17 protein-coding genes are annotated in these 20,206 nt (G+C 65.8%); 7 read left to right on the top strand and 10 right to left on the bottom strand.

What is annotated here, in order from left to right:
- The first annotated feature begins 183 nt into the window (after positions 1-183).
- Complete coding sequence (locus AC4FIJ_RS02645) at positions 184-615, top strand: hypothetical protein (RefSeq protein ID WP_490335169.1); 432 nt, start codon at positions 184-186, stop codon at positions 613-615.
- A gap of 21 nt (positions 616-636) precedes the next feature.
- Here AC4FIJ_RS02645 and accC read toward each other — a convergent pair whose 3' ends face one another.
- From accC to AC4FIJ_RS02615, 6 genes are all read right to left on the bottom strand, one after another.
- The gene (gene accC / locus AC4FIJ_RS02640) at positions 637-1,986 is read right to left on the bottom strand and encodes an acetyl-CoA carboxylase biotin carboxylase subunit (RefSeq protein ID WP_490335168.1); all 1,350 of its coding nucleotides are present in this window, start codon (positions 1,984-1,986) and stop codon (positions 637-639) included.
- 16 nt (positions 1,987-2,002) lie between these two features.
- Positions 2,003-2,461, bottom strand: a complete 459-nt coding sequence (gene accB / locus AC4FIJ_RS02635; RefSeq protein WP_490335167.1) for an acetyl-CoA carboxylase biotin carboxyl carrier protein — start codon at positions 2,459-2,461, stop codon at positions 2,003-2,005.
- Positions 2,462-2,854: 393 nt separating this feature from the next.
- Positions 2,855-3,268 (bottom strand): holin family protein, encoded by a 414-nt coding sequence (locus AC4FIJ_RS02630; protein ID WP_490335166.1) that lies wholly within the window; start codon positions 3,266-3,268, stop codon positions 2,855-2,857.
- 84 nt (positions 3,269-3,352) lie between these two features.
- Positions 3,353-5,014, bottom strand: coding sequence for a DUF4139 domain-containing protein (locus AC4FIJ_RS02625; RefSeq protein WP_490335165.1), 1,662 nt, complete (start codon positions 5,012-5,014; stop codon positions 3,353-3,355).
- Positions 5,015-5,023: 9 nt separating this feature from the next.
- The gene (locus tag AC4FIJ_RS02620) at positions 5,024-6,565 is read right to left on the bottom strand and encodes a DUF4139 domain-containing protein (RefSeq protein WP_490335164.1); all 1,542 of its coding nucleotides are present in this window, start codon (positions 6,563-6,565) and stop codon (positions 5,024-5,026) included.
- A gap of 140 nt (positions 6,566-6,705) precedes the next feature.
- A complete protein-coding gene (locus AC4FIJ_RS02615) occupies positions 6,706-7,332 on the bottom strand; it encodes a TetR/AcrR family transcriptional regulator (protein ID WP_490335163.1) in 627 nt (208 codons plus the stop codon).
- 113 nt (positions 7,333-7,445) lie between these two features.
- Here AC4FIJ_RS02615 and AC4FIJ_RS02610 point away from each other — a divergent pair, with 113 nt between their 5' ends.
- Genes AC4FIJ_RS02610 through AC4FIJ_RS02600 form a run of 3 tightly spaced genes read left to right on the top strand, consistent with a single transcriptional unit; the run spans position 7,446 to position 12,027 of the window.
- Positions 7,446-9,797 carry a TonB-dependent receptor gene (locus AC4FIJ_RS02610; protein WP_490335162.1) on the top strand — a complete coding sequence of 784 codons (2,352 nt, stop codon included), beginning with the start codon at positions 7,446-7,448 and terminating at the stop codon, positions 9,795-9,797.
- 21 nt (positions 9,798-9,818) lie between these two features.
- Positions 9,819-10,724, top strand: a complete 906-nt coding sequence (locus tag AC4FIJ_RS02605) for an alpha/beta fold hydrolase (RefSeq protein WP_490335161.1) — start codon at positions 9,819-9,821, stop codon at positions 10,722-10,724.
- 13 nt (positions 10,725-10,737) lie between these two features.
- On the top strand, positions 10,738-12,027 hold the full coding sequence (locus AC4FIJ_RS02600) for a spinster family MFS transporter (RefSeq protein WP_490335160.1): 1,290 nt from the start codon (positions 10,738-10,740) through the stop codon (positions 12,025-12,027).
- Here AC4FIJ_RS02600 and AC4FIJ_RS02595 read toward each other — a convergent pair.
- From AC4FIJ_RS02595 to AC4FIJ_RS02580, 4 genes are all read right to left on the bottom strand, one after another.
- Positions 12,024-13,466, bottom strand: a complete 1,443-nt coding sequence (locus AC4FIJ_RS02595; protein WP_490335159.1) for a helicase HerA domain-containing protein — start codon at positions 13,464-13,466, stop codon at positions 12,024-12,026. The genes AC4FIJ_RS02600 and AC4FIJ_RS02595 overlap by 4 nt on opposite strands.
- 162 nt (positions 13,467-13,628) lie before the next feature.
- On the bottom strand, positions 13,629-15,764 hold the full coding sequence (locus AC4FIJ_RS02590) for a malate synthase G (protein ID WP_490335158.1): 2,136 nt from the start codon (positions 15,762-15,764) through the stop codon (positions 13,629-13,631).
- A 73-nt stretch (positions 15,765-15,837) separates the two neighbouring features.
- On the bottom strand, positions 15,838-15,990 hold the full coding sequence (locus tag AC4FIJ_RS02585; protein ID WP_185884015.1) for a hypothetical protein: 153 nt from the start codon (positions 15,988-15,990) through the stop codon (positions 15,838-15,840).
- Between the two features lie 34 nt (positions 15,991-16,024).
- Complete coding sequence (locus AC4FIJ_RS02580; RefSeq protein WP_490335157.1) at positions 16,025-17,623, bottom strand: isocitrate lyase; 1,599 nt, start codon at positions 17,621-17,623, stop codon at positions 16,025-16,027.
- A 170-nt stretch (positions 17,624-17,793) separates the two neighbouring features.
- Between AC4FIJ_RS02580 and AC4FIJ_RS02575 the strand changes: the two genes are divergently transcribed.
- The 3 genes from AC4FIJ_RS02575 to AC4FIJ_RS02565 all read left to right on the top strand — a co-directional run bounded on the left by AC4FIJ_RS02575 (position 17,794) and on the right by AC4FIJ_RS02565 (position 19,986).
- Positions 17,794-19,191 carry a helix-turn-helix domain-containing protein gene (locus tag AC4FIJ_RS02575; RefSeq protein WP_490335156.1) on the top strand — a complete coding sequence of 466 codons (1,398 nt, stop codon included), beginning with the start codon at positions 17,794-17,796 and terminating at the stop codon, positions 19,189-19,191.
- Between the two features lie 234 nt (positions 19,192-19,425).
- Complete coding sequence (locus AC4FIJ_RS02570) at positions 19,426-19,638, top strand: cold-shock protein (RefSeq protein WP_066842888.1); 213 nt, start codon at positions 19,426-19,428, stop codon at positions 19,636-19,638.
- A gap of 75 nt (positions 19,639-19,713) precedes the next feature.
- On the top strand, positions 19,714-19,986 hold the full coding sequence (locus tag AC4FIJ_RS02565; protein ID WP_490335155.1) for a hypothetical protein: 273 nt from the start codon (positions 19,714-19,716) through the stop codon (positions 19,984-19,986).
- Positions 19,987-20,206: the final 220 nt, after the last annotated feature.

The raw sequence follows: 20,206 nt of genomic DNA, 5'->3' as shown, positions 1-20,206 counted from the left end.
GCGAGCGGGCCGCGTGCGCAATCAGGAAGCGTCGCCTTCCGGCGAATGCGTATGTTTCCCACAGGCTGCGCTCAATCCCGCGTGCAACCATCTCGCTTCGTCGGAGTTGGTGTCATGCCATCTTCGCAATTGCATGCGATATGGCGTAAACAATATGCGCGTTGCGGAGCTTTGAGACACTCCATGCACATCTTGGCCAAGCGGATCGCCCAACGGAAAATGCCCGCCTTGTCGCGGCGGCAGGCACGGGTCCTGATCGGGTCCGGCTGTTGCATGGGGCTTGCGGTCGCCGCCTTCCCGGCCTGCGCGCGCGATTCGATTGCACCCGTCGTACCGGCCGCCGCCCAGTTGCTTCCCGTGAATTTCGATCTCTCGGTAAAGCGGCTCGACCGGGAAGCCGATCTTGCCGGTTCCGGCACAATCGAGCTTGACGAGGAAAAAGGCGCGCTGGGTGCCCCGGCGAACCCGCGCCAGCCGTGGGTTGATGACGGGCTGAAGCGCGAATGGTCGATCCAGCCGGTTGCGGATGGTCCGGCGCTGGAAGTTGCGGCGCTGGGCGGCGGAAAGAAGAAAGCTGGCCGTCTCGCGCATATCAGGGTCAGCTGGGCCTGGTAGGGACTAGCCGACCCTTATCGATCAGGAACCGCGCTCGGCCAGCCATTCCTCAAGCCATTTGATTGAATAGTCGCCGTTCAGGAAATCGTCCTGCCGGATCAGTTCCTGATGCAGCGGGATCGAGGTTTTCACGCCTTCGATCACCATTTCCTCAAGCGCGCGCTTCAGCCGCATGATGCAGCCTTCGCGCGTGCGGCCATAGACGATCAGCTTGGCGATCATCGAATCGTAATAAGGCGGAATGCGATAGCCCGCGTATAGCCCGCTATCGACGCGCACATGCATGCCGCCCGCCGCGTGATAGCTCGTCACCTGCCCCGGCGAGGGGGTGAAGTTGAACGGGTCTTCCGCATTGATCCGGCATTCGATCGCGTGGCCGGTGAAGACCAGCTCGTCCTGCTTGACCGACAGCGGCTTGCCGTCGGCGACGCGAATCTGCTCGCGCACGAGGTCGAGGCCGGTGATCGCCTCGGTCACCGGATGCTCGACCTGCAGGCGGGTGTTCATCTCGATGAAGTAGAACTTGCCGTCTTCCCACAGAAACTCGATCGTGCCCGCACCGCGATAGCCCATGTCGGCCATCGCCTTGACGCAGGTCATGCCCATGCGTTCGCGGTCCTCGGCGCTGATGACCGGCGAGGGGGCTTCCTCCAGCACCTTCTGGTGGCGGCGCTGCAGCGAGCAATCGCGTTCGCCCAGATGGATCGCATTGCCCTTGCCGTCGCCGAACACCTGGAATTCGATGTGGCGCGGATTGCCGAGATATTTCTCGATATAGACGGTGTCGTCGCCAAAGGCCGACTTGGCTTCCGATCGCGCCGCGCTCATCAGCGCGGGCAGCTCGTCGGCATTGTTGACGACCTTCATGCCGCGCCCGCCGCCGCCGCTGGCCGCCTTGACCAGCACCGGATAGCCGATCTCTTCGGCCAGCTTCAGCGCTTCCTCGGCGCTTTCGACCGCGCCTTCGGAGCCGGGTACCAGCGGCAGGCCCAGCGCGCCCGCGGTGCGTTTCGCCTCGACCTTGTCGCCCATCGTGCGGATATGCTCGGGCTTGGGCCCAATCCACTTGATGTCATGCGCCTCGACGATTTCGGCGAAGCGGGCGTTTTCGGACAGGAAGCCGTAACCGGGGTGGATCGCGTCCGCGCCCGAGATCTCTGCCGCGGAGATGATCGCGGCGATATTGAGATAGCTCTCGCTGGCGGGCGCGGGGCCGATGCAGACCGAATGGTCGGCCAGCCGGACATGCATCGCATCGGCGTCGGCGGTGGAATGCACCGCCACCGTCTCGATGCCCATTTCATGCGCGGCGCGGTGCACGCGCAGCGCGATTTCGCCCCGGTTGGCGATCAGGATACGCTTGATGGCCATAATCAGCGGCTCGCCGTCACTCGATCACGACAAGCGGCTGGTCGAACTCGACCGGGTCCGCATTGCTGATCAGAATGGCCGTGACCGTGCCTGCGCGCGGGGCGGGGATGGCGTTCATCACCTTCATCGCCTCGACGATGACCAGCGTGTCGCCGGCCTTTACCTGCTGGCCGACCTTGATGAAATCGGCCGCGCCCGGTTCGGGGGCGAGATAGGCGGTGCCGACCATCGGGCTCTTTACCGCATCGCCATTGGCGGCGGCAGGAGCGGATGCGCCGGCCTCGGCCGGGGCGGCGGCGGGGGCCGGGGCGGCAGGGGCGGCCATCATGGGCGCGGGGGCGGCGGCATATTGCGCCACGCCGCCTGCGCGCGAAACGCGGATCTTGCGGTCGCCGTCCTCGACCTCGATCTCGGTCAGGCCGGTTTCGCCGAGCAGCTCGGCCAGTTCGCGCACGAGGGCGCCATCAACATTCATTCCCGAATTCTTATGGCCGGGAGCGGATTTTCCGTCGCTCATCCATATGCTCACTTTGACGTTGCACAATGGGAGGGGCCTATGCGCTTGCTCTCGGCCAAGGGCAAGGGGCAGCGGGGCCTTTGCCCGGAAAGCTGCGCGAAATTGGGCGTGATATCTGCGAGCCGTCGGCATGCCCGCCAGTAAGTTTGGGGTGGGCGGGGAAGCCGATCCACACCGGATGCCGTCGTCGTCGCCGACGCGGGCATCCGGTGTGGCGGCCCCTCCCTGGAGCGATCCGCGGCCATTGGGCCAGCGGACCGGCTCCCCCGAACCGCGGTGAAATCTGGGCCATCGCGGTTCACAAGTAAAGGATCATGATTCTGGCGCCATGTCCTTAGCGGTCGGTGTCCCTTAGCGGTCGGTACCCTTGATTTTTCCCCACTGGCGCGCGGCGGTATAGCCCAGATATCCCGTGCCGAAGAGCGCGTAGAGCGGTTCGGGCAGTGCGCCGAGATAGCCGGTCATGCCGCGCCCGATCGCATCCGCCGCCTCGGGCCGGAACGCGGCGATCAGCCCCATGGGAATGGCGAACAGGATCAGCGTGTACATCACATAGAGAAAGCCCGGCCGTGCCCGGCTGGTCCACGGATCGGCGGATTGCGCCTCGGCCACGATGGCGGACAGGCGCGCTTCGACCATCTTCAGTTCCTGGCTGTTTTCAAGCTGCAGCAGTTCCAGCTTTGCGCGTTCGCGCGCTTCCTTGTCGGGAATGACGCGGTCGATAATCTTCGACAGCGGTCCGATAAGCGATTCGAGGATTGCCATGCGGTTCGTCCTGTTCCGGTGAGAGAGCAGGGGCGGCGTGCCTGAATGGAGATAAGTAGGAAAATAAAATAACCTTATAGGTTCTTATGGAAGAACAGCATTCGGATCGCGCATCTGCCATCGCAGGCGCCGCGTCTCACCGGGAGCAAGATCGATCAGCAGCACCTGATCCCCGCGGTGAATGGCCGGTTTGACCGACGCTTGGCGCAGAGCGATGTTGGTCGCGGGACCGATGGCCAGTTCGAACCGGATCGGCTCGCTGCCGGGATTGGTGATTTCCGCTTCCATCGCGGCCCATCGACCTGCCGCCATGGCTGCTTCGAACGACTCCAACGCGCCATCCCGATCCTTCGCATCGGCCCACCCCGCCGGGCGGCATGTGAATATCGCGCCGTGCCCACGCGAAAGAGTGATGTCGATGTCCTCTCCGACCGCGCGGTCGCGCATTTCGTCTTCGGCAACGAGCAGCGGCCCATGGCCGCTGGGCTCGAACAGCGCGATATTACCCTGTGGGAGCGAGCGGCCGAGGCCATTGCGTTCGGTGTTCCGGCTGCGGAGTTCGACATCGGCGGCGGCCGGTTCCATCGCCGCAGAGCACAGGCCGGTGTGCACCAGCTGGCCCTTCACCGAGCTCAGGCCGAGAAACTTCACCTGCTTCTGCGACCGGGCTGCGACGGTGACCGGCACCGGCACACGGTAGAGCTTCAGATCGCCCAGCGCCTCCTCGCCCGCCTCGACATCGGCCACCTTCATCGCCGATTCCATCTGCACCCTCGCCACGCTCAGGCCTGTCACCACGATCTGGTCTGCCATCATGGCAGGCGGCGGTGGCGGCGGCGGCGGAGCAGGCGGCGGCGGCGAGGAGATACCGCTAGACGTGCTGCCCAGCGGAAAACAGGTCAGCCGCAGACGCCGCGCGCGCGGAGGGTCGGTCAGTTCCTCGTAATCGCTGGTGACGTTGATCCGGCCCGCGACCGTCATCAGTTCGGCATCGGGAAAGCTTTGCCCGTTGGCGTTCGCCACTGTCAGCCATGCCATCAGCTCGAGCGTCCGGTCCTTGTCGCGGCTGGCCTCCGCGAAACTCGCGACATAATTGGCCTGCCAGTCGAAGCCCGTCGCCAGATAGGTCAGCGTGACAGTGTGGGTGCCGCCCTCGGCGCTGAATGTGTCGATGGTAAACACCGGCTGCGGCGACAAACCCGCAGGCACGCGGTCGAAGCTGAGCCTTTCGGGCAGGCCCGAGCAGCGCACCGCCTCGAACCCCTCCCGGGTCTGCAGCACGAGCCCGCCGTCGGCGCGGGTGCGGATGATCGCGGTCTCGGTTTCGGCGTTGCCGGTCGCTGGATTGGTGCGGGTGATGCGGACGCGGTTACCCAGTGTCCCATCGACCAGCGCGGCGGGCGAGAGAAGGTCGGCGTTGCGGTTCTTCTCGATGGTGCCGCCGGGCAGGCCGGTGACGATGGCGCTGACTGCGACCATGCTCTCGGACACGCCGGTAAAGCGGATGCGCGAATGGCCGGGGGGCAGCGTAACCTGCCGCACTTCGGAGATCATCGCGAAGCCGCCTGCCCATTTCGGATCGATCGGAGCGCCGCCGCGGTCCTCGTCGCGGTAGATGGTGACGGCGATGTCGGAAGGCTGCGAGGCGTCGACCGCGGTGCGCCCGCTGACATCGGCGCGCGCAGTGGCTTGCGCCGAAGCGGCGGCCGGCAGCAGCAGCGCCGCAAGGGGGAGAAAGCGCAGCACCCGCGCCGCCTAGTAGCGCGTCTCGTACACCACGGTCAGCACCGTCTCGCCATTGGCGGGGACGGGCACCGACCATTGCCTCTTGTCGAGATTGACCTGCTCGCCCTCGATGCTCTCGCTCACCACGCGGAAGTCGTGGCTCCACCAGCCGCGATCCAGCCCTGCCTGCGCGACCTCGACCGTGACGGGCTGCGGCTTGGCGTTGGTGACGCGGTATTGCATCGCGGTGCGATAGAAGGTCTGCGCGCGCTGGACCTCGATCTCGCGTATCTCGCCGTCCGTAATCACGCGGTACCGGGCGGAGCGGGCATATTCGTCCGAAGCGATGCGGGTGCGCTCCGTGACCGCCGCCTGCACCGCGATGTCGAACGCATCGCCCAGCTTCAGGCTCATCTCGCTGCCCATCGGGGTGTGGCCGATGCGGTCCTCGCCGATGAATTGCGGCGTGCCCTGCGCGTCGCGCTGATAAAAGCGCACGGTCCCGGCGGGCAGCGCATCGCCGAGACCGCCTTCGCGCGAGGAGGAGAACGCCAGCCGGCTTTCCACCTGCACCGGGTCGCTGTCGCTCGCCAGCCAGTCCAGCGTGCGGGCATAGATCTTGCGCGCGGGCACGCCCTGCACGTCCATGAAGCTGACCTGCTTGGTCTGCGCATTGGCAATCGTGGTGCGCGCATCCAGCGGATAGAGGTAGTAATCGGCCAGCCGCTCGCGGTCGGCGGTCTCGGTGCCGATGGAGCGCACCGTGCCCTGCGGCGGACGCGGCGGAGGCGGGGGCGCATAGCCGCCGCGTATGTTGTTGTTCCGCCCGGTCGACGGATCGCCCGCGACCAGCACGGTCTTCGCATCCTCGAAAGTCGTGCCGGTGTTGTTGGTCAGCGTGACCCAGCCCTGCATGTCGAGCGCGCCCGATGCTTCGTCATAGAGCGACACGTAATCGGCGTTCCAGCCGAGCCCGGTGGTCAGATAGCGGATCGAGGCCGGGCGGCGGCCCGACGCGCCCGAATCGACCGACACCGACAGGGTGGGCCGCGCGCGCAGCCCGTCGGGCACGCGGTCGAACACGGCGCGCACCGGCAGGCCGTCGTCGCGCAGCACCTCGATCCGGTCGCCGATCTGCACCACCACGCCGCCCGCGACCGACAGCACCTTGGCCCGCTCGCGCGTTTCGGCGCCGGTGGCGGGATTGGTGCGGATCAGCGTGATCGTCTCGCCCACCGCCTTTTCCATCAGCTTGGACGGGGTCAGCAGGTCGAAATCGAAGTTCTGCTCCACGATGCCGGTGTTTTCGGCCGAAAAACTCAGCGTTTCGGGACGGATGCGGCTGGAGACGTCGGGAAATTCGATGCGGGTGCGGCCGCGGGGAAACGACAGATCGCGCACGTCCTGCACCAGAGCGATATCGCCGTTGTAGATGGTGACCGCGACATCGCCCTGCTGGCTCTCGCCCGTCGGATCGCTGGCATCCTGCGCGCGGGCGGTTTCGATTGGGGGTGCGGCGGCCAGACCTGCGGACAGCGCGACCAGACTTGCGAAAACGCCCCAGTGCTTCATCGATTCCCCCCTTCGGCCCGCCCCGCCGGATCATGCGCAGCGCTTCCGATTGCCAAGGCTGCCAAGGCTGCCAAGGCTGCCAAGGCGAATATAAATCGCGCCTGAATGCGAATATATCGTGAAGCCGCGGATCCCGCGCCTCAGCGCTTCACGATGCCCTTTTCCAGCAGCGCGTTCGCCACGGCGGCGATGTCGGCGGTGGACCGGTCGCCCGACCAGATCGCGTATTTCAGGCCCAGGAACACGTTCATCCCCATGATCGCCCACGCGCTCGCCTCATCCAGATCGTCGCGCAGTTCCCCCGATGCCATGCCCCGCCGCAGCCGTTCGTGGATGCGCTGCGCGGCCGATTCGTAATGCTGGCGAAAGCTGGCCGGATCGACGAACTCCGCCTCGTCGATGATGCGGTAGATTTCCTGATGCTCGCGCGCGAAATCGAAGAATGCGCTGAAGGCCGCGCGTTCCGATCCCAGCGCGTCCCGGCTCTCGGCCAATGCCTTGCCCGCCTCTATCCCGACGCGGCCCGACAGATCGTTCACAAGCGCGCGGAACAGCGAATCCTTGCTGTCGAAATAGGTGTAGAAACTGCCCAGCGCCATCCCTGCGCGGCTGGTGATGCCGCTGATCGAGGCTTCGTGAAAACCCTTCTCTCCGAACTCCAGCGCGGCGGCGTCGAGCAGCTTGCGCAGCGTCTTTCGTCCGCGTTCGGTCCGTGGCTGTTTGCCGCCGGGCAGGGCGTCCGGATCGGAAGGGCTTTCGATGTCCATCGACACCGTGGCTAACGCGCAAAAACGCGCTTGGCAAAAATATTAAGTTGAAAGGTGGTTCAAGTTTCAATATTGAAGGCGTCAATAACAAAGGTTTCTTGGGAGATTACCGGATGCTTAGGGCCAATCCGCGCCGCACGACTCTGCGCCACACGACCGCTTGCGCTTTCATCATCGCCGCCACGCTTGCCGCGCCTGCCGCCCATGCGCAGGACATGGATGCCGACGCCGTCGCGGAACCCAGCGTGGTAGAGGGACCGGCCGATGACAACGGCATGATCGTCGTCACCGCCCGCCGGCGCGAGGAGCGTCTGATCGACGTTCCGATCTCGGTCACCGCGATCAGCGGAGAGGCGCTGGCCAAGCAGGGCACGCAGACCATCGAGCAGCTCGGCGAGCAGGTCCCCAACCTGACGCTGGAAGTATCGCGCGGCACCAACACCACGCTCAGCGCCTTTATCCGCGGCGTGGGTCAGCAGGATCCGGTCGCCGGGTTCGAGGCGGGCGTCGGCCTCTATGTCGACGATGTCTATCTCAACCGTCCGCAGGCTGCCGTGCTCGATGTCTATGACGTCGAACGGATCGAGGTGCTGCGCGGTCCGCAGGGCACGCTCTATGGCCGCAACACCATCGGCGGCGCGATCAAATATGTGACCGCGCGCCTGCCCGACCAGACCCAGGTCAAGGTCCGCGGCACCTATGGCAATTACGACCAGGCCGACGTGATCGTCACCGCCTCCACGCCGATCGGCGACAATCTGCGCATCGGCGCCAGCGGGGCGCGCCTGTCGCGCGGCGGTTACGGCGACAATCTCGTGCTCGACGGGGTGGAGAACTACAACAAGGACGTCTGGGCCGCGCGCGGCACGATGGAGTTCGAAAGCGGCGCCTTTTTCGCGCGCCTGTCGGGCGACTATGTGAAGGACAATTCCGACCCCCGGCAGGGCCACCGCTTCCTGCCCGGCAACCCGGCCTTCAGCAATGCGCCGGTGCTGGACGATGTCTATGACACCCGCGCCGGGCTGAATGTCGTGGAGCAGGAGGTCGAGGCCTATGGCGGCGCGCTCAACATGGCGTTCGAACTGTCGGACACCATTACGCTGAAGTCGATCACCGGCTACCGCGAAGACAAGTCGACCACGCCGATCGACTTCGACAGCCTGCCGGTCGTCGATCTCGACGTGCCCGCGATCTACGAGAACGACCAGTTCAGCCAGGAATTGCAATTCCTGTACGAAAGCGACCGTCTGTCGGGCGTGCTGGGGGCCTATTACCTCAACGCCAATGCGCTCACCGCATTTGACGCGGCGGTCTGGCAGACCGGGCAGGCGATCGGTCTGCCGGGCCTGACGGCGCAGACCTTTGGCGATGTGAATACCGAGACATGGTCGATCTTCGGCGACTTCACCTACGAGCTGACCGACCGGCTCAGCCTGTCGCTGGGCGGTCGCTATACCTATGACAAGCGGTCCTCGCGCGTGCTGCGCACGACCTTCATCGGCGGCTATTCCGACCTGTTCGCCGACGGCTCCATCCCCATCGCGGTCACGTCGGATTTCGACGACAGCGCGACATTCAAGGAATTCACGCCGCGCGCGTCGATCAGCTTTCAGCCGACGCCCGACCAGAATTTCTACTTCACCTATTCGCGCGGCTTCAAGGGCGGCGGCTTCGACCCGCGCGGCCAGACCAGCAATGCCACCGACCTCGATGGCAATGGCACCGTCAGCTATGACGAGATCTACCAGTACATGCTATTCGATCCGGAAACGGTCGACAGCTTCGAACTGGGCTGGAAGGCATCGCTGCTGGACAACCGCCTGAACGTCAGCCTTGCCGGGTTCATCTCGAACTACAAGGACGTGCAGGTGCCGGGATCGGCCGGCGTCGACACCAATGGCGACGGCATCGCCGATACGTTCGCGGGCATCACCACCAATGCGGGCGGGGCCGATATCAACGGTATCGAGTTCGAGGGCAATGCCCTGCTGGGCCGCGATTTCGCAGGGTTGGGCAGCCGCCTGAACATCAACTGGGCGCTGGGTTACATCGACGGCAAGTACAATGAATTCATCGTGTCGGGCATCGATTTCTCCGACACGGCGGAGATCCAGAACACGCCCGAATTCACTGCCAACTGGGGCTTTGACCTTGGCCTGCCGGTGGCCTCGGGCATGCTCGATCTGATCGGCTCGGTCTCGATGCGCAGCGACGCGCAGCAGTTCGAACTGCCGACGCCCTTCCTCGACCAGGACGGCTTTGCCCTGGCCAATGCCAGCATCGTCTATACCGACGATTCCGACCGGTTCTCGATCGGGCTGCACGGCAAGAACCTGTTCGACAAGCGCTATGTCGTGGCGGGCTATGACTTCGTCTACAACACCCAGCTTGGGTTCGAGCGAAATGTGACGGGCTTTTACGGCGATCCGCGCCGCGTGTTCGTCACCGGCGAAGTGCGCTTCTGATCCTCTGACGGCGAGGATCGGATGACGGCCTATCGTTCCCACCGCTTCCGCAGCGCGGACGGGCGGCTGGAGCTGTTTGCGCGGGACTATCCCGGCGGCAGCCCCGACGCCCGCCCCCTGCTGCTGATGCATGCGCTGACCCGCAACAGCGCGGATTTCGAACCGCTGATCGAATGGCTGCTGCCCTGGGCGGCCAGCCGGAAGGGGGGCGGATACCGGCTGATCGTGCCCGACGTGCGGGGGCGCGGCCTGTCGGACCGCGATCCCGAACCCGCGCATTACAGCCCCGCCGTCTATGCGCAGGACATGTTCGCGCTGATGGACGGGCTGGGTATCGAGAGCGCGGGCCTGATCGGCACGTCGATGGGCGGGCTGGTGGCGATGGCGATGGCGGCGATGAACCGCGGACGATCGCGCGAATTGCCCAGCCGCATCGGCCCCGTCATCCTCAACGATGTCGGCGCGCATCTTGAGCCTGATGCGCTGGACCGGATCGGAAGCTATGTCGGCAAGTCCGGCCCCTTCGCCGACTGGGACGAGGCGGCGGCGGCCTGCCGCGCGGTGAACGGGCGGGTGTTTCCCGGCTTCACCGATGAGGACTGGATGGCATTCGCCAGGCGCACCTGCCGCGAGAGCGCCGCGGGGGTCGAATTCGACTATGACCCCGCCATCGCGGTCCCGCTTCAGGGTGAGAGCGAACAGGTCGATCTGTGGCCTTTATGGCAGGCGATGGACGGGCTGCCGGTGCTGGTGGTGCGCGGGGCGACCAGCGATCTGATCACCGGCGAGACGGTGTCAAAGATGGGCGAACGCCACGAAGGTCCCTACGCCTCGGCCGAAGTGCCCGAGCGCGGTCACACCCCCTTGCTGGACGAACCGGCGGCGCGCACGGCAATTCAGGCCTTCCTCACGGAGCATTACGCATAATGGGTTTCCGCGCATGACCGCAGCCGCCCCCATGACTGCACCCACGAGCGCCGCCCGCAAGTCGCGCCCGAACGTGGTGCTGGCGATGCTGCTGGTCGTCTATATCTTCAACTTCATCGACCGGCAGATCCTGGCGATCCTCGCCGCACCGATTCAGGCGGATCTCGACCTGTCGGATGCGCAGATGGGCATCCTCGGCGGGCTGGCCTTCGCGCTGCTCTATTCCACGCTGGCGGTGCCGCTGGCCGCGCTGGCCGACCGAACCAGCCGCAGCTGGGTCATCACCGTGTCGCTGGTGCTGTGGAGCGGCTTTACCGCGGCCTGCGCGCTGGCGCAGGGGTTCTGGCACATCTTCCTCGCGCGGCTGGGCGTCGGCATCGGAGAGGCGGGGGGCGTCGCGCCTTCCTATGCGCTGATTGGGGATTACTTCCCGTCGAACCGGCGGGCCTTCGCGCTGTCGGTCTATTCGCTGGGCATCCCGCTGGGATCGGCGGCGGGCGTGCTGGCGGGCGGCTATATCGCGGCGCGGGTCGACTGGCGCATGGCGTTTCTGGTGGTCGGCGTGCTTGGCATCATCATTGCCCCCGTCTTCCGCCTGCTGGTACGCGACAACCGCCCGCAGGTCGCACCGGGCGAGCCGGTGATGGCCAAGCCCCGCCTTGCCGACACCGCCCGCCTGCTGGCCAGGAAGCCCGCGTTCTGGTTCCTGTCCTTTGGCGCGGCATCCAGCTCGATGTGCGGCTATGGCCTCGCCTTCTGGCTGCCCAGCCTGCTGCAGAGAAGCTTCGGGCTCGACCTGATGCAATCGGCGTGGTTCTTCGGCCTCGTCCTGCTGATCGGCGGCGTGGCGGGCATGTTGCTGGGCGGCTGGATCAGCGACCGGCTGGGCGGACGCGACCGGGCGTGGTTCGCATGGGTGCCGGCGGGCGCGTTCCTGATCGGCGCACCCTTGTTCGCGCTCGGCATCATGAGCGGCAGCGTGCTGCTCGCCTTTGCGCTGTTCATCGTGCCGCAGGCGCTGGTCTATGTGTGGCTGGGGCCGGTGCTGTCGGCGGTGCAGCACCTCGTCCCTCCGCCCGCGCGGGCGACCGCTTCGGCGCTGTTCCTGCTGATCAACAATCTCATTGGCCTCGGCGGAGGCATCTATGCGCTGGGTCAGGTCTCGACCCTGCTGGTGCCGGTCTATGGGGACGAGGCGCTGCGCTATTCGATGCTGTTCGGCCTGTCGCTCTACCTGCTGGCGGGCGTGCTGATGCTACTTGCGGGGCCGGGCCTGCGCAAGGGCTGGGTCGAAGAGGCCTAGGCCAGCTCTAAGCCGGGCACGTTGATCGTGCGCCCGCCGCCGTAATCCTCGCGCGTGACGATAAGGCCCTTGCGTTCCAGATGCTCCAGCAGCCGCCGGATGCGGCCCGGAGAGCTGGTGCCATAGGCGCGCGACAATTCCTCTTCGTCAGGCGATTCCATGCCCTGCGCCGCCGATCGCGCGATCAGCAGGAAGGGCGCGAGCAGATCGTCGTCGACCTGCGTGCCCAGTTCCAGCACACGCTCGCGCATGTCCTCGTCCAGCCCGTCCAGCCCTGCGACCGCGATGGCGAAGCGCCGCCGGAACGCCGCCATGTCCAGCAGCGCGGCGGTCGCGCCCCTGCGGCGGCAGGCCATCATGAAGCTCTGGAACTGGCTGGCGGCGGGCTGGAAGGTGATGGTCGCATCGCTCGCCAGATCGGCCAGGATCTCTTCCAGCATCTCGTCGTTCGCGGCAGGTGCGGCTGGCGCGGCAGGCCCGCCCGAAACGGCGCGCGGCTGGGCGGCGGCAGGCTGCATGCGGCGAGCCAGTTCCTCCGGATCCTGCCGCGGCGGCGGGGGAGGGGGCGGCGGGGGAAGAGCCTTGTCCAGCTCCTTGTGCAGCAGCGCTTCCATCTCCTCGGGCGCGGCGGAGGGCAGCGGGACCAGCGCGCTGGCATTGACCCGCGATCCCGATTTCACCGGCCCGATCCTGATCGCCACCGGGCGGCGGGTGATCGCGGGACCAAGGCCCAGGAATCGCCCGCGCTCAAGATCGCGGATCTGCTCGGCCTGCCTGCGTTCCATGCCCAGCAAATCGGCGGCGCGCTGCATGTCGATGTCGAGGAATGTGCGCCCCATCAGAAAGTTCGACGCCTCCGCCGCGACGTTCTTGGCCAGCTTGGCCAGCCGCTGCGTCGCGACGATGCCCGCAAGGCCGCGCTTGCGGCCCCGGCACATCAGATTCGTCATCGCGCCCAGCGACAGGCGGCGCGTATCCTCGGCCATCTCGCCGCTGGCGGAGGGGGCGAACATCTGCGCCTCGTCCACCACGACCAGCGCGGGAAACCAGTGTTCGCGCGGAGCATCGAACAAGGCATTCAGGAACTGCGCCGAACAGCGGATCTGCAATTCGACGTCCAGCCCGTCCAGCCCCAGCACGACCGAGGCCCGGTGCTCGCGCACCCGGGCGGCCAGCGCCACGATCTCCGCCGCCGAATGCGCGCTGGCATCGATCACCACATGGCCGAAATGATCGGACAGCGAGGCGAAGTCGCCCTCAGGGTCGATGATGATCTGCTGCACCATGCCCGCGCTCTCTTCCAGCAGGCGGCGCAGCAGGTGCGACTTGCCCGAGCCGGAATTGCCTTGCACCAGCAGGCGCGTGGCGAGCAGCTCCTCCATATCGACGCGCACATCTGCCCCGTGCGCGTCCTGACCTATGACAATATGCGAATCCACTGACAGCGGGTTAGCGGCTGGCGGGCGAAGGCCCAAGGGCGGCGGACAGGCTTTTGCCCCGCCGCCTTCGAACGATCATGAAAATCCGCCCGCGCCGGTCGCCGGATGATGTCCGGGTCCAGCGCGGGCGGGATGCTTCGGGCTCTCCTTCCGAAGCAAATCTCAGCCGTGCTTGGCCTCTGCGCGCAGGCGGTGCAGAACCGGTTCGGTATAGCCGCTGGGCTGCTCGCGCCCTTCGAGGATCAGCGCGCGCGAGGCCCTGATCGGCAGGCAGTCGCGCCCGCGCGCCGTCATCGGCTGATAGGACGGATCGCCCGCGTTCTGGCGGTCCACCACCTCGGCCATGCGCCACAGCGCGGCCTCGACCATGTCGCGGTCGATCACGCCATGCTCCAGCCAGTTGGCAAGGTGCTGGCTGGAAATGCGTAGCGTGGCGCGGTCTTCCATAAGCCCGACGTCGTGGATGTCGGGCACCTTGGAACAGCCGACGCCCTGATCGATCCAGCGCACGACATAACCCAATATGCCCTGGCTGTTGTTGTCGACTTCCTCGCGAATCTCATCCTCCGACCAGTTTGCGCCGCCCGCCAGCGGCACGGTCAGCAGGGCGGACAGCGGCGCGATGCTTTCCTTCGCGCGCTCGGCCTGCCGCGCGGCGACGTCGCAGCGGTGGTAATGGGTGGCATGCAGCGTGGCCGCCGTGGGCGAGGGCACCCAGGCGGTCGTCGCGCCGCTTTGCGGATGGCCGATCTTCTCGGCCAGCATCGCCTGCATCCGGTCGGGCGCGGCCCACATGCCCTTGCCGATCTGCGCGCGGCCCGAAAAGCCGCAGGCAAGCCCGATCTGGACGTTGCGATCCTCATACGCCCTGATCCATTCCGCCTGCTTGATCGCGCCCTTGCGCAGCATCGGCCCTGCCAGCATCGAGGTGTGGATCTCGTCCCCCGTCCGGTCGAGGAAGCCGGTGTTGATGAAGAACACGCGGTCCTTCACCGCATGGATGCAGGCCGCCAGATTGGCGCTGGTGCGGCGCTCCTCGTCCATGACGCCGACCTTGATGGTGTGGCGAGTCAGGCCCAGCATGTCCTCCACCGCGTTGAACAGGTCGTTGGTGAACGCGCATTCCTCGGGCCCGTGCATCTTGGGCTTCACGATATACACCGATCCGGCGCGGCTGTTGGTGTTCTGGCCCAGACCCTTCAGATCATGCAGGGCGATCAGGCTGGTGATCGCCGCGTCCATGATGCCCTCGGGAATCTCGCTGCCGTTCGGCAGGCGGATCGCGGGATTGCGCATCAGGTGGCCGACATTGCGGACCAGCAGCAGGCTGCGCCCGGGCAGCGTCAGCTCGCCTGTGTCGGTGGTATAGGTCCGGTCTGGGCTGGCGCGGCGGATCATCGTCTCGCCGTTCTTGCTGAACTCGGCGGTCAGGTCGGACCGGACGATCCCCAGCCAGTTGCGATAGGCCGCGGTCTTGTCGGACGCATCGACGGCGGCGACCGAATCTTCCAGATCGACGATTGTGGTCAGTGCCGATTCCAGCTCGATATCCGCGATGCCGGCGGGGTCGTTCCGGCCGATCGAATGGCCGGGGTCGATCACCAGCTCGATATGCAGGCCGTTGTGGCGCAGCAGGATGTTGTCGCCGCACATGCCGACATATTGTGCGGGATCGGCCAGTTGCGGTGTGCCGCCGGTCCACGCGTCCCACGACCCTTCGGCCAGCGGAACCGCCTCGTCCAGAAAAGCCTTGGCCCATGCGATGACCTGCGCGCCGCGCGCCTCGTCATAGGCCTTGCCCTGCGGCAGCGTGCCATCCAGCGCATCGGTGCCATAGAGCGCATCGTACAGGCTGCCCCAGCGCGCATTGGCGGCGTTGAGCAGGAACCGCGCGTTCAGCACCGGCACGACCAGCTGCGCGCCCGCGACCTCGGCGATCTCGGGATCGACGCCTGTCGTGCCGATGGTGAAGGGCGCGGGCTCTGGCACCAGATAGCCGATTTCGCGCAGGAACGCCTCGGGCGCGCCGCTGGCGGCGCCGGGGTTCTCGCGGTGCCACCCGTCGATTTCGGCCTGCAACCGGTCGCGCGTGACCAGCAGGTCGCGATTGCGCGGCTCGAACCGGGCGGCGATGTCCGCCAGACCTTTCCAGAAGGCGTCGGCGGTAATGCCGGTCCCCGGCATGGCTTCATTTTCCACGAAGCTCGCCAGGGACCGGTCGACTTGCAGCCCGGCTCGCGTAACGGTCCCGGCCTCCCCGCCGGACGTCGCGTCGTCGTGGTGCAAATCGGTCAGCATAATTCGTCCTTCCTGTGCGCGGCCCCGGTGCGTCGGCACCGGGGCGCGGTACGTCTTCTATTTATGTCGTGGTTCAGCCCATCCGGCCAAGGCGGTGGTGCAGATTCACGAACTTGGGCGTTTCGATATCGTCCTGGTTGTTCTTGATGAACTCCACCACGGCGCGGCGGATCAGGCGCGAATCCTCGGTCGAGAAGACCGGACGGGCAAGTGCGGGTGCGGGCATTGGTAGTCTCCTTTCTTCGTAACGCGTGGCGGGTTCAGGCCGCCGCGAACTGGTTCATCGTGTTGTCCTTGCCGCCGGCTTTCAGAGCAGCCTCACCGGCAAAGGCTTCCTTGTGGTCGTCACCGATGTCGGATCCGGCCATGTTCTGGTGCTTCACGCAGGCGATGCCTTCGCGGATTTCCTTGCGCTGGACGCCTTTGACGTAGCCCAGCATCCCGGCCTCGCCGAAATATTCGCGGGCGAGATTGTCGGTCGACAAGGCTGCCGTGTGATAGGTCGGCAGGGTGATGAGGTGGTGGAAGATCCCGGCTTCCCGCGCCGCGTCCTTCTGGAAGGTTCGGATGCGCTCGTCGGCTTCGTCCGCCAGATCGGTGCCGTCGTAATCCACGCTCATCAGCCTTGCCCTGTCATAGGCGGACACGTCGCGTCCCTCGGCCTCCCAGGCATCGAACACCTGCTGGCGGAAGTTCAGCGTCCAGTTGAAGCTGGGCGAGTTGTTATAGACCAGCTTGGCGTTCGGAATGACCTCGCGGATGCGGTTCACCATGCCGCCGATCTGGCCGATATGCGGCTTCTCGGTCTCGATCCACAGCAGGTCCGCCCCGTTCTCCAGCGCGGTGATGCAGTCGAGCACGCAGCGATCCTCGCCGGTCCCGGCGCGGAACTGATAGAGGTTCGAGGGCAGGCGCTTGGGCGCCAGCAGCTTGCCGTCGCGGCTGATGAAGACCTGTCCGTTGGTGATGTCCGAGGGATCGACTTCCTCGCAATCGAGGAACGCGTTGTACTGGTCGCCCAGATCGCCCGGTTCCTTGCTGAAGGCGATCTGCTTGGTCAGCCCCGCGCCCAGCGAGTCGGTGCGGGCGACGATGATGCCGTCCTCGACCCCCAGTTCAAGAAACGCGTAACGGATCGCGCGGATCTTCTGCAAGAAGTCCTCGTGCGGAACGGTGACCTTGCCGTCCTGATGGCCGCACTGCTTCTCGTCCGACACCTGGTTCTCGATCTGCAGGGCGCAGGCGCCGGCCTCGATCATCTTCTTGGCGAGCAGATAGGTCGCTTCGGCATTGCCGAAGCCTGCGTCGATGTCGGCGATGATCGGCACGACATGGGTCTGGTGCTCGTCGATCTCGCGCAGCAGGCGGTGAGTGGTGACCGCATCGCCCGCATCCTTGGCGGCGTCCAGATCGCGGAACATCATGCCCAGCTCGCGCGCATCGGCCTGCCGCAGGAAGGTGTAGAGTTCCTCGATCAGCGCGGGAACGCTGGTCTTCTCGTGCATCGACTGGTCGGGCAGGGGGCCGAACTCGCTGCGAAGCGCCGCGACCATCCAGCCGGACAGGTACAGATACCGCCCCTTGGTGGTGCCGAAATGCTTCTTGATCGAGATCATCTTCTGCTGCCCGATGAACCCGTGCCAGCAGCCCAGCGACTGGGTGTAGTTGGCGGGATCGGCGTCATAGGCGGCCATGTCCTCGCGCATGATCTTTGCAGTGTAACGCGCGATGTCGAGCCCGGTGCGGAAGCGGTTCTGCACCGCCATGCGCGCGGCCATGTCGGGATCGATCGCGGCCCATTTCTCGCCAAGGCTGGCGATGGTGGCGCGCTGGCGCTGAATTTCGGCGGCGTAGGTCATGCGTTCTTGGCCCTCATGCAATTTGTTCGTCGGCCCCGAATCGTCCGGGGGCATGACCAGTGTTGTGAAATGCCAAACGCATGCCGGACACCGCGCACGGTGTGCCCTTGTCAAACTTTACTGGATTTGCTTGTATAGTTGTAAAGCTGTACACACGCGGATCGGAACATATGGCGCGCAAGGCGATCTATCTCGGCCCCAGGCTCAAGCGCATGCGGCGCGAACTGGGGCTGACGCAGGCCAACATGGCCGCCGATCTTGACATCTCGCCCAGCTATATCGCGCTGATGGAGCGCAACCAGCGTCCCGTCACGGCCGAGTTGCTGCTCAATATCGCGACCACCTACCGTATCGACATCGCCGACCTTGCCAATGACGACAGCGAGGAGACGACGACGCGGTTACAGGCGGTGCTGCGCGATCCGATCTTTGCCGACATCGACCTGCCCGCGCTCGACGTCGCCGATGTCGCCACCAGCTTCCCCGGTTTCGCCGAGGCGCTGCTGCGGCTGCACACCGCCTATGGCGAGGAGCAACTGGCGCTGGCGGCTCGCAGGGAGGGCGGCGGTGAGGGCGGAGCCGCCGCGCCCGACCCGGTGGCGGAAGCCCGCAATTTCCTCGCCGCCCGGCGCAATTGTTTCCCCGCGCTCGACGACAGCGCCGCGCTGGCCGCGCAGGATCTGCCCAACGTATCGTCGATGATCGAGCGAATCCGCGAGCGTCACCGCATCGAGGTATCCTTCGCGCCGCCCGAGACGCTGATGGGCGCGACCCGCTGGTACGATTATCACCGCCGCCGCGTGCTGTTCTCGCGCCAGCTTGACCACAAGGCGCGGCGCTATCAGCTCGCGCTGCAGATCGCGCTGCTGGAATGCGGCAAGGAGATCGAGGCCGCCATTGCCGAGGGCCGGTTCGAGACCGACAATGGCAAGGTGCTGGCCCGCCGCGCGCTCGAATCGTATTGGGCCGCCGCGCTGCTGATGCCCTATCGCCCGTTCCTCGATGCCGCAAAAAGGCTGCGCTATGACATCGATGCGCTGACCTATGAATTTCAGGTCAGCTATGAGCAGGTCGCGCACCGGCTGACCACGCTGCAGAAACCGGGGGCGGAGGGCGTGCCCTTCTTCTTCATCCGTGTCGACCGCGCGGGCAATGTGTCGAAGCGGCTGGACGGGGCGGGTTTCCCCTTCGCCCGCCATGGCGGGGCCTGTCCGCTGTGGAACGTGCACAAGGCGTTCGACCGCCCCGGCGACGTGCTGGTCCAGCGCATCGAGCTGCCGGACGGCGAACGCTATGTCTCGGTTGCGCGCACGGTGATCTCGGGCGGGGGCAGCTTCGACGCGCCGCGCATCACCCGCGCGGTGGCGCTGTGCTGCGCCGATTCGCGCGCGGGCGAGCTTACCTATGCGGACCGGTTCGATCCGGCGGAGGCGACCCCCATCGGCATCGCCTGCCGCTTTTGCCACCGCCCGCAATGCATCGCGCGCTCCGCCCCGCCGATGGGGCGCGAATTGCGCTTTGACCATTACCGCCAATCGGGTGTGCCGTTCGCCTTTGCCGATGAATGATCCGGGCACGCCGATGATTGGGGCATTATAAATTAGGGCATCGCGGCAATCTCTGCTATTGCCGCTGCGCTGACGTCGAAAATTGCGACGGACTTCGGCATTTGACGACCGCCAGAAACTGCCATCGCAGCCTGGCGCAAATTAGACGGCGACTTCCTCTTCTTGGACGACTTTACGCACGACCGCTGCTGCATTTCGCGGCAGCACTTACTACGTTCTTGAAAGGAACATCTTATGTCGAAGACCGGCACCGTGAAATTCTTCAATTCCGACAAGGGTTATGGTTTCATCCAGCCCGACGATGGCTCGGCTGACAGCTTCGTTCACATCTCGGCCGTTCAGGCGGCTGGCATGCAGACGCTCGATAAGGAACAGCGCCTGAACTACGAAGTCGAAATGGGCCGCAATGGCAAGGCCAGCGCCGTCAATCTGTCGGCTGCCGACTGATTTTCGAATTGCCCCGCGCCGCCCGATGGCTGGCGCGGGGCGATTACTTTACCCACCCACTGGACGGGAGGCTTCGTGAGCCAGACTTTCGAATTCTATGATGCGCGCGCCCGCGAGGCCGCAGCCGAAGCCGAAAAGGCCACCCTCGACAACGTCCGCGATCGCAATCTGCGCGCCGCCAAGACATGGCGCGGCCTTGCCGACCAGGCCCGCCGGGTCGTGGCCGAACGCAACAAGGCCGAACAGCAACGCGCCGACCGCCGCCTGGCCGAGGCGGAAGCCGAAGCCGAGGCAGAGGCGGAAGCCGCCGAGCTGGAAATGCAGTCTTCCGGCGACGAAGGCCGGTAACGCCTTTCACCGGTGTTCATGGCGAACACCGGCCCCCCAAAAACCGCGACATACCGCCAGGCCGGCATGATGATTGTCTGGCCGCCACTAGCCGCATGCATCCCCGCCGCAGCCTGTCCGATGCGCGTACAGCGTAAGGGCTTGGCATGCCGCGTCGGGCTTTCTATGCCCGCATCGTGACGGCGCGCCGCCTGCCCACCGGCAGGCAGGGCGCGGCCGA

The sequence above is a fragment of the Croceicoccus sp. genome (genome assembly GCF_983967925.1).
Note: the sequence above shows the minus strand (reverse complement) of the source record. Positions and strands in the feature narration are given on the sequence as shown.

Bases quoted from the DNA above. Each gene is read 5' to 3' on its own strand.
- AC4FIJ_RS02570 (WP_066842888.1), top strand. From the start codon at position 19,426: ATGTCGAAGACCGGCACCGTGAAATTCTTCAATTCCGACAAGGGTTAT.
- AC4FIJ_RS02585 (WP_185884015.1), bottom strand. From the start codon at position 15,990: ATGCCCGCACCCGCACTTGCCCGTCCGGTCTTCTCGACCGAGGATTCG.
- AC4FIJ_RS02610 (WP_490335162.1), top strand. From the start codon at position 7,446: ATGCTTAGGGCCAATCCGCGCCGCACGACTCTGCGCCACACGACCGCT.
- AC4FIJ_RS02645 (WP_490335169.1), top strand. From the start codon at position 184: ATGCACATCTTGGCCAAGCGGATCGCCCAACGGAAAATGCCCGCCTTG.
- AC4FIJ_RS02575 (WP_490335156.1), top strand. From the start codon at position 17,794: ATGGCGCGCAAGGCGATCTATCTCGGCCCCAGGCTCAAGCGCATGCGG.
- AC4FIJ_RS02590 (WP_490335158.1), bottom strand. From the start codon at position 15,764: ATGCTGACCGATTTGCACCACGACGACGCGACGTCCGGCGGGGAGGCC.
- AC4FIJ_RS02580 (WP_490335157.1), bottom strand. From the start codon at position 17,623: ATGACCTACGCCGCCGAAATTCAGCGCCAGCGCGCCACCATCGCCAGC.
- AC4FIJ_RS02605 (WP_490335161.1), top strand. From the start codon at position 9,819: ATGACGGCCTATCGTTCCCACCGCTTCCGCAGCGCGGACGGGCGGCTG.
- AC4FIJ_RS02615 (WP_490335163.1), bottom strand. From the start codon at position 7,332: ATGGACATCGAAAGCCCTTCCGATCCGGACGCCCTGCCCGGCGGCAAA.
- AC4FIJ_RS02600 (WP_490335160.1), top strand. From the start codon at position 10,738: ATGACCGCAGCCGCCCCCATGACTGCACCCACGAGCGCCGCCCGCAAG.
- AC4FIJ_RS02620 (WP_490335164.1), bottom strand. From the start codon at position 6,565: ATGAAGCACTGGGGCGTTTTCGCAAGTCTGGTCGCGCTGTCCGCAGGT.
- AC4FIJ_RS02630 (WP_490335166.1), bottom strand. From the start codon at position 3,268: ATGGCAATCCTCGAATCGCTTATCGGACCGCTGTCGAAGATTATCGAC.
- accC (WP_490335168.1), bottom strand. From the start codon at position 1,986: ATGGCCATCAAGCGTATCCTGATCGCCAACCGGGGCGAAATCGCGCTG.
- accB (WP_490335167.1), bottom strand. From the start codon at position 2,461: ATGAATGTTGATGGCGCCCTCGTGCGCGAACTGGCCGAGCTGCTCGGC.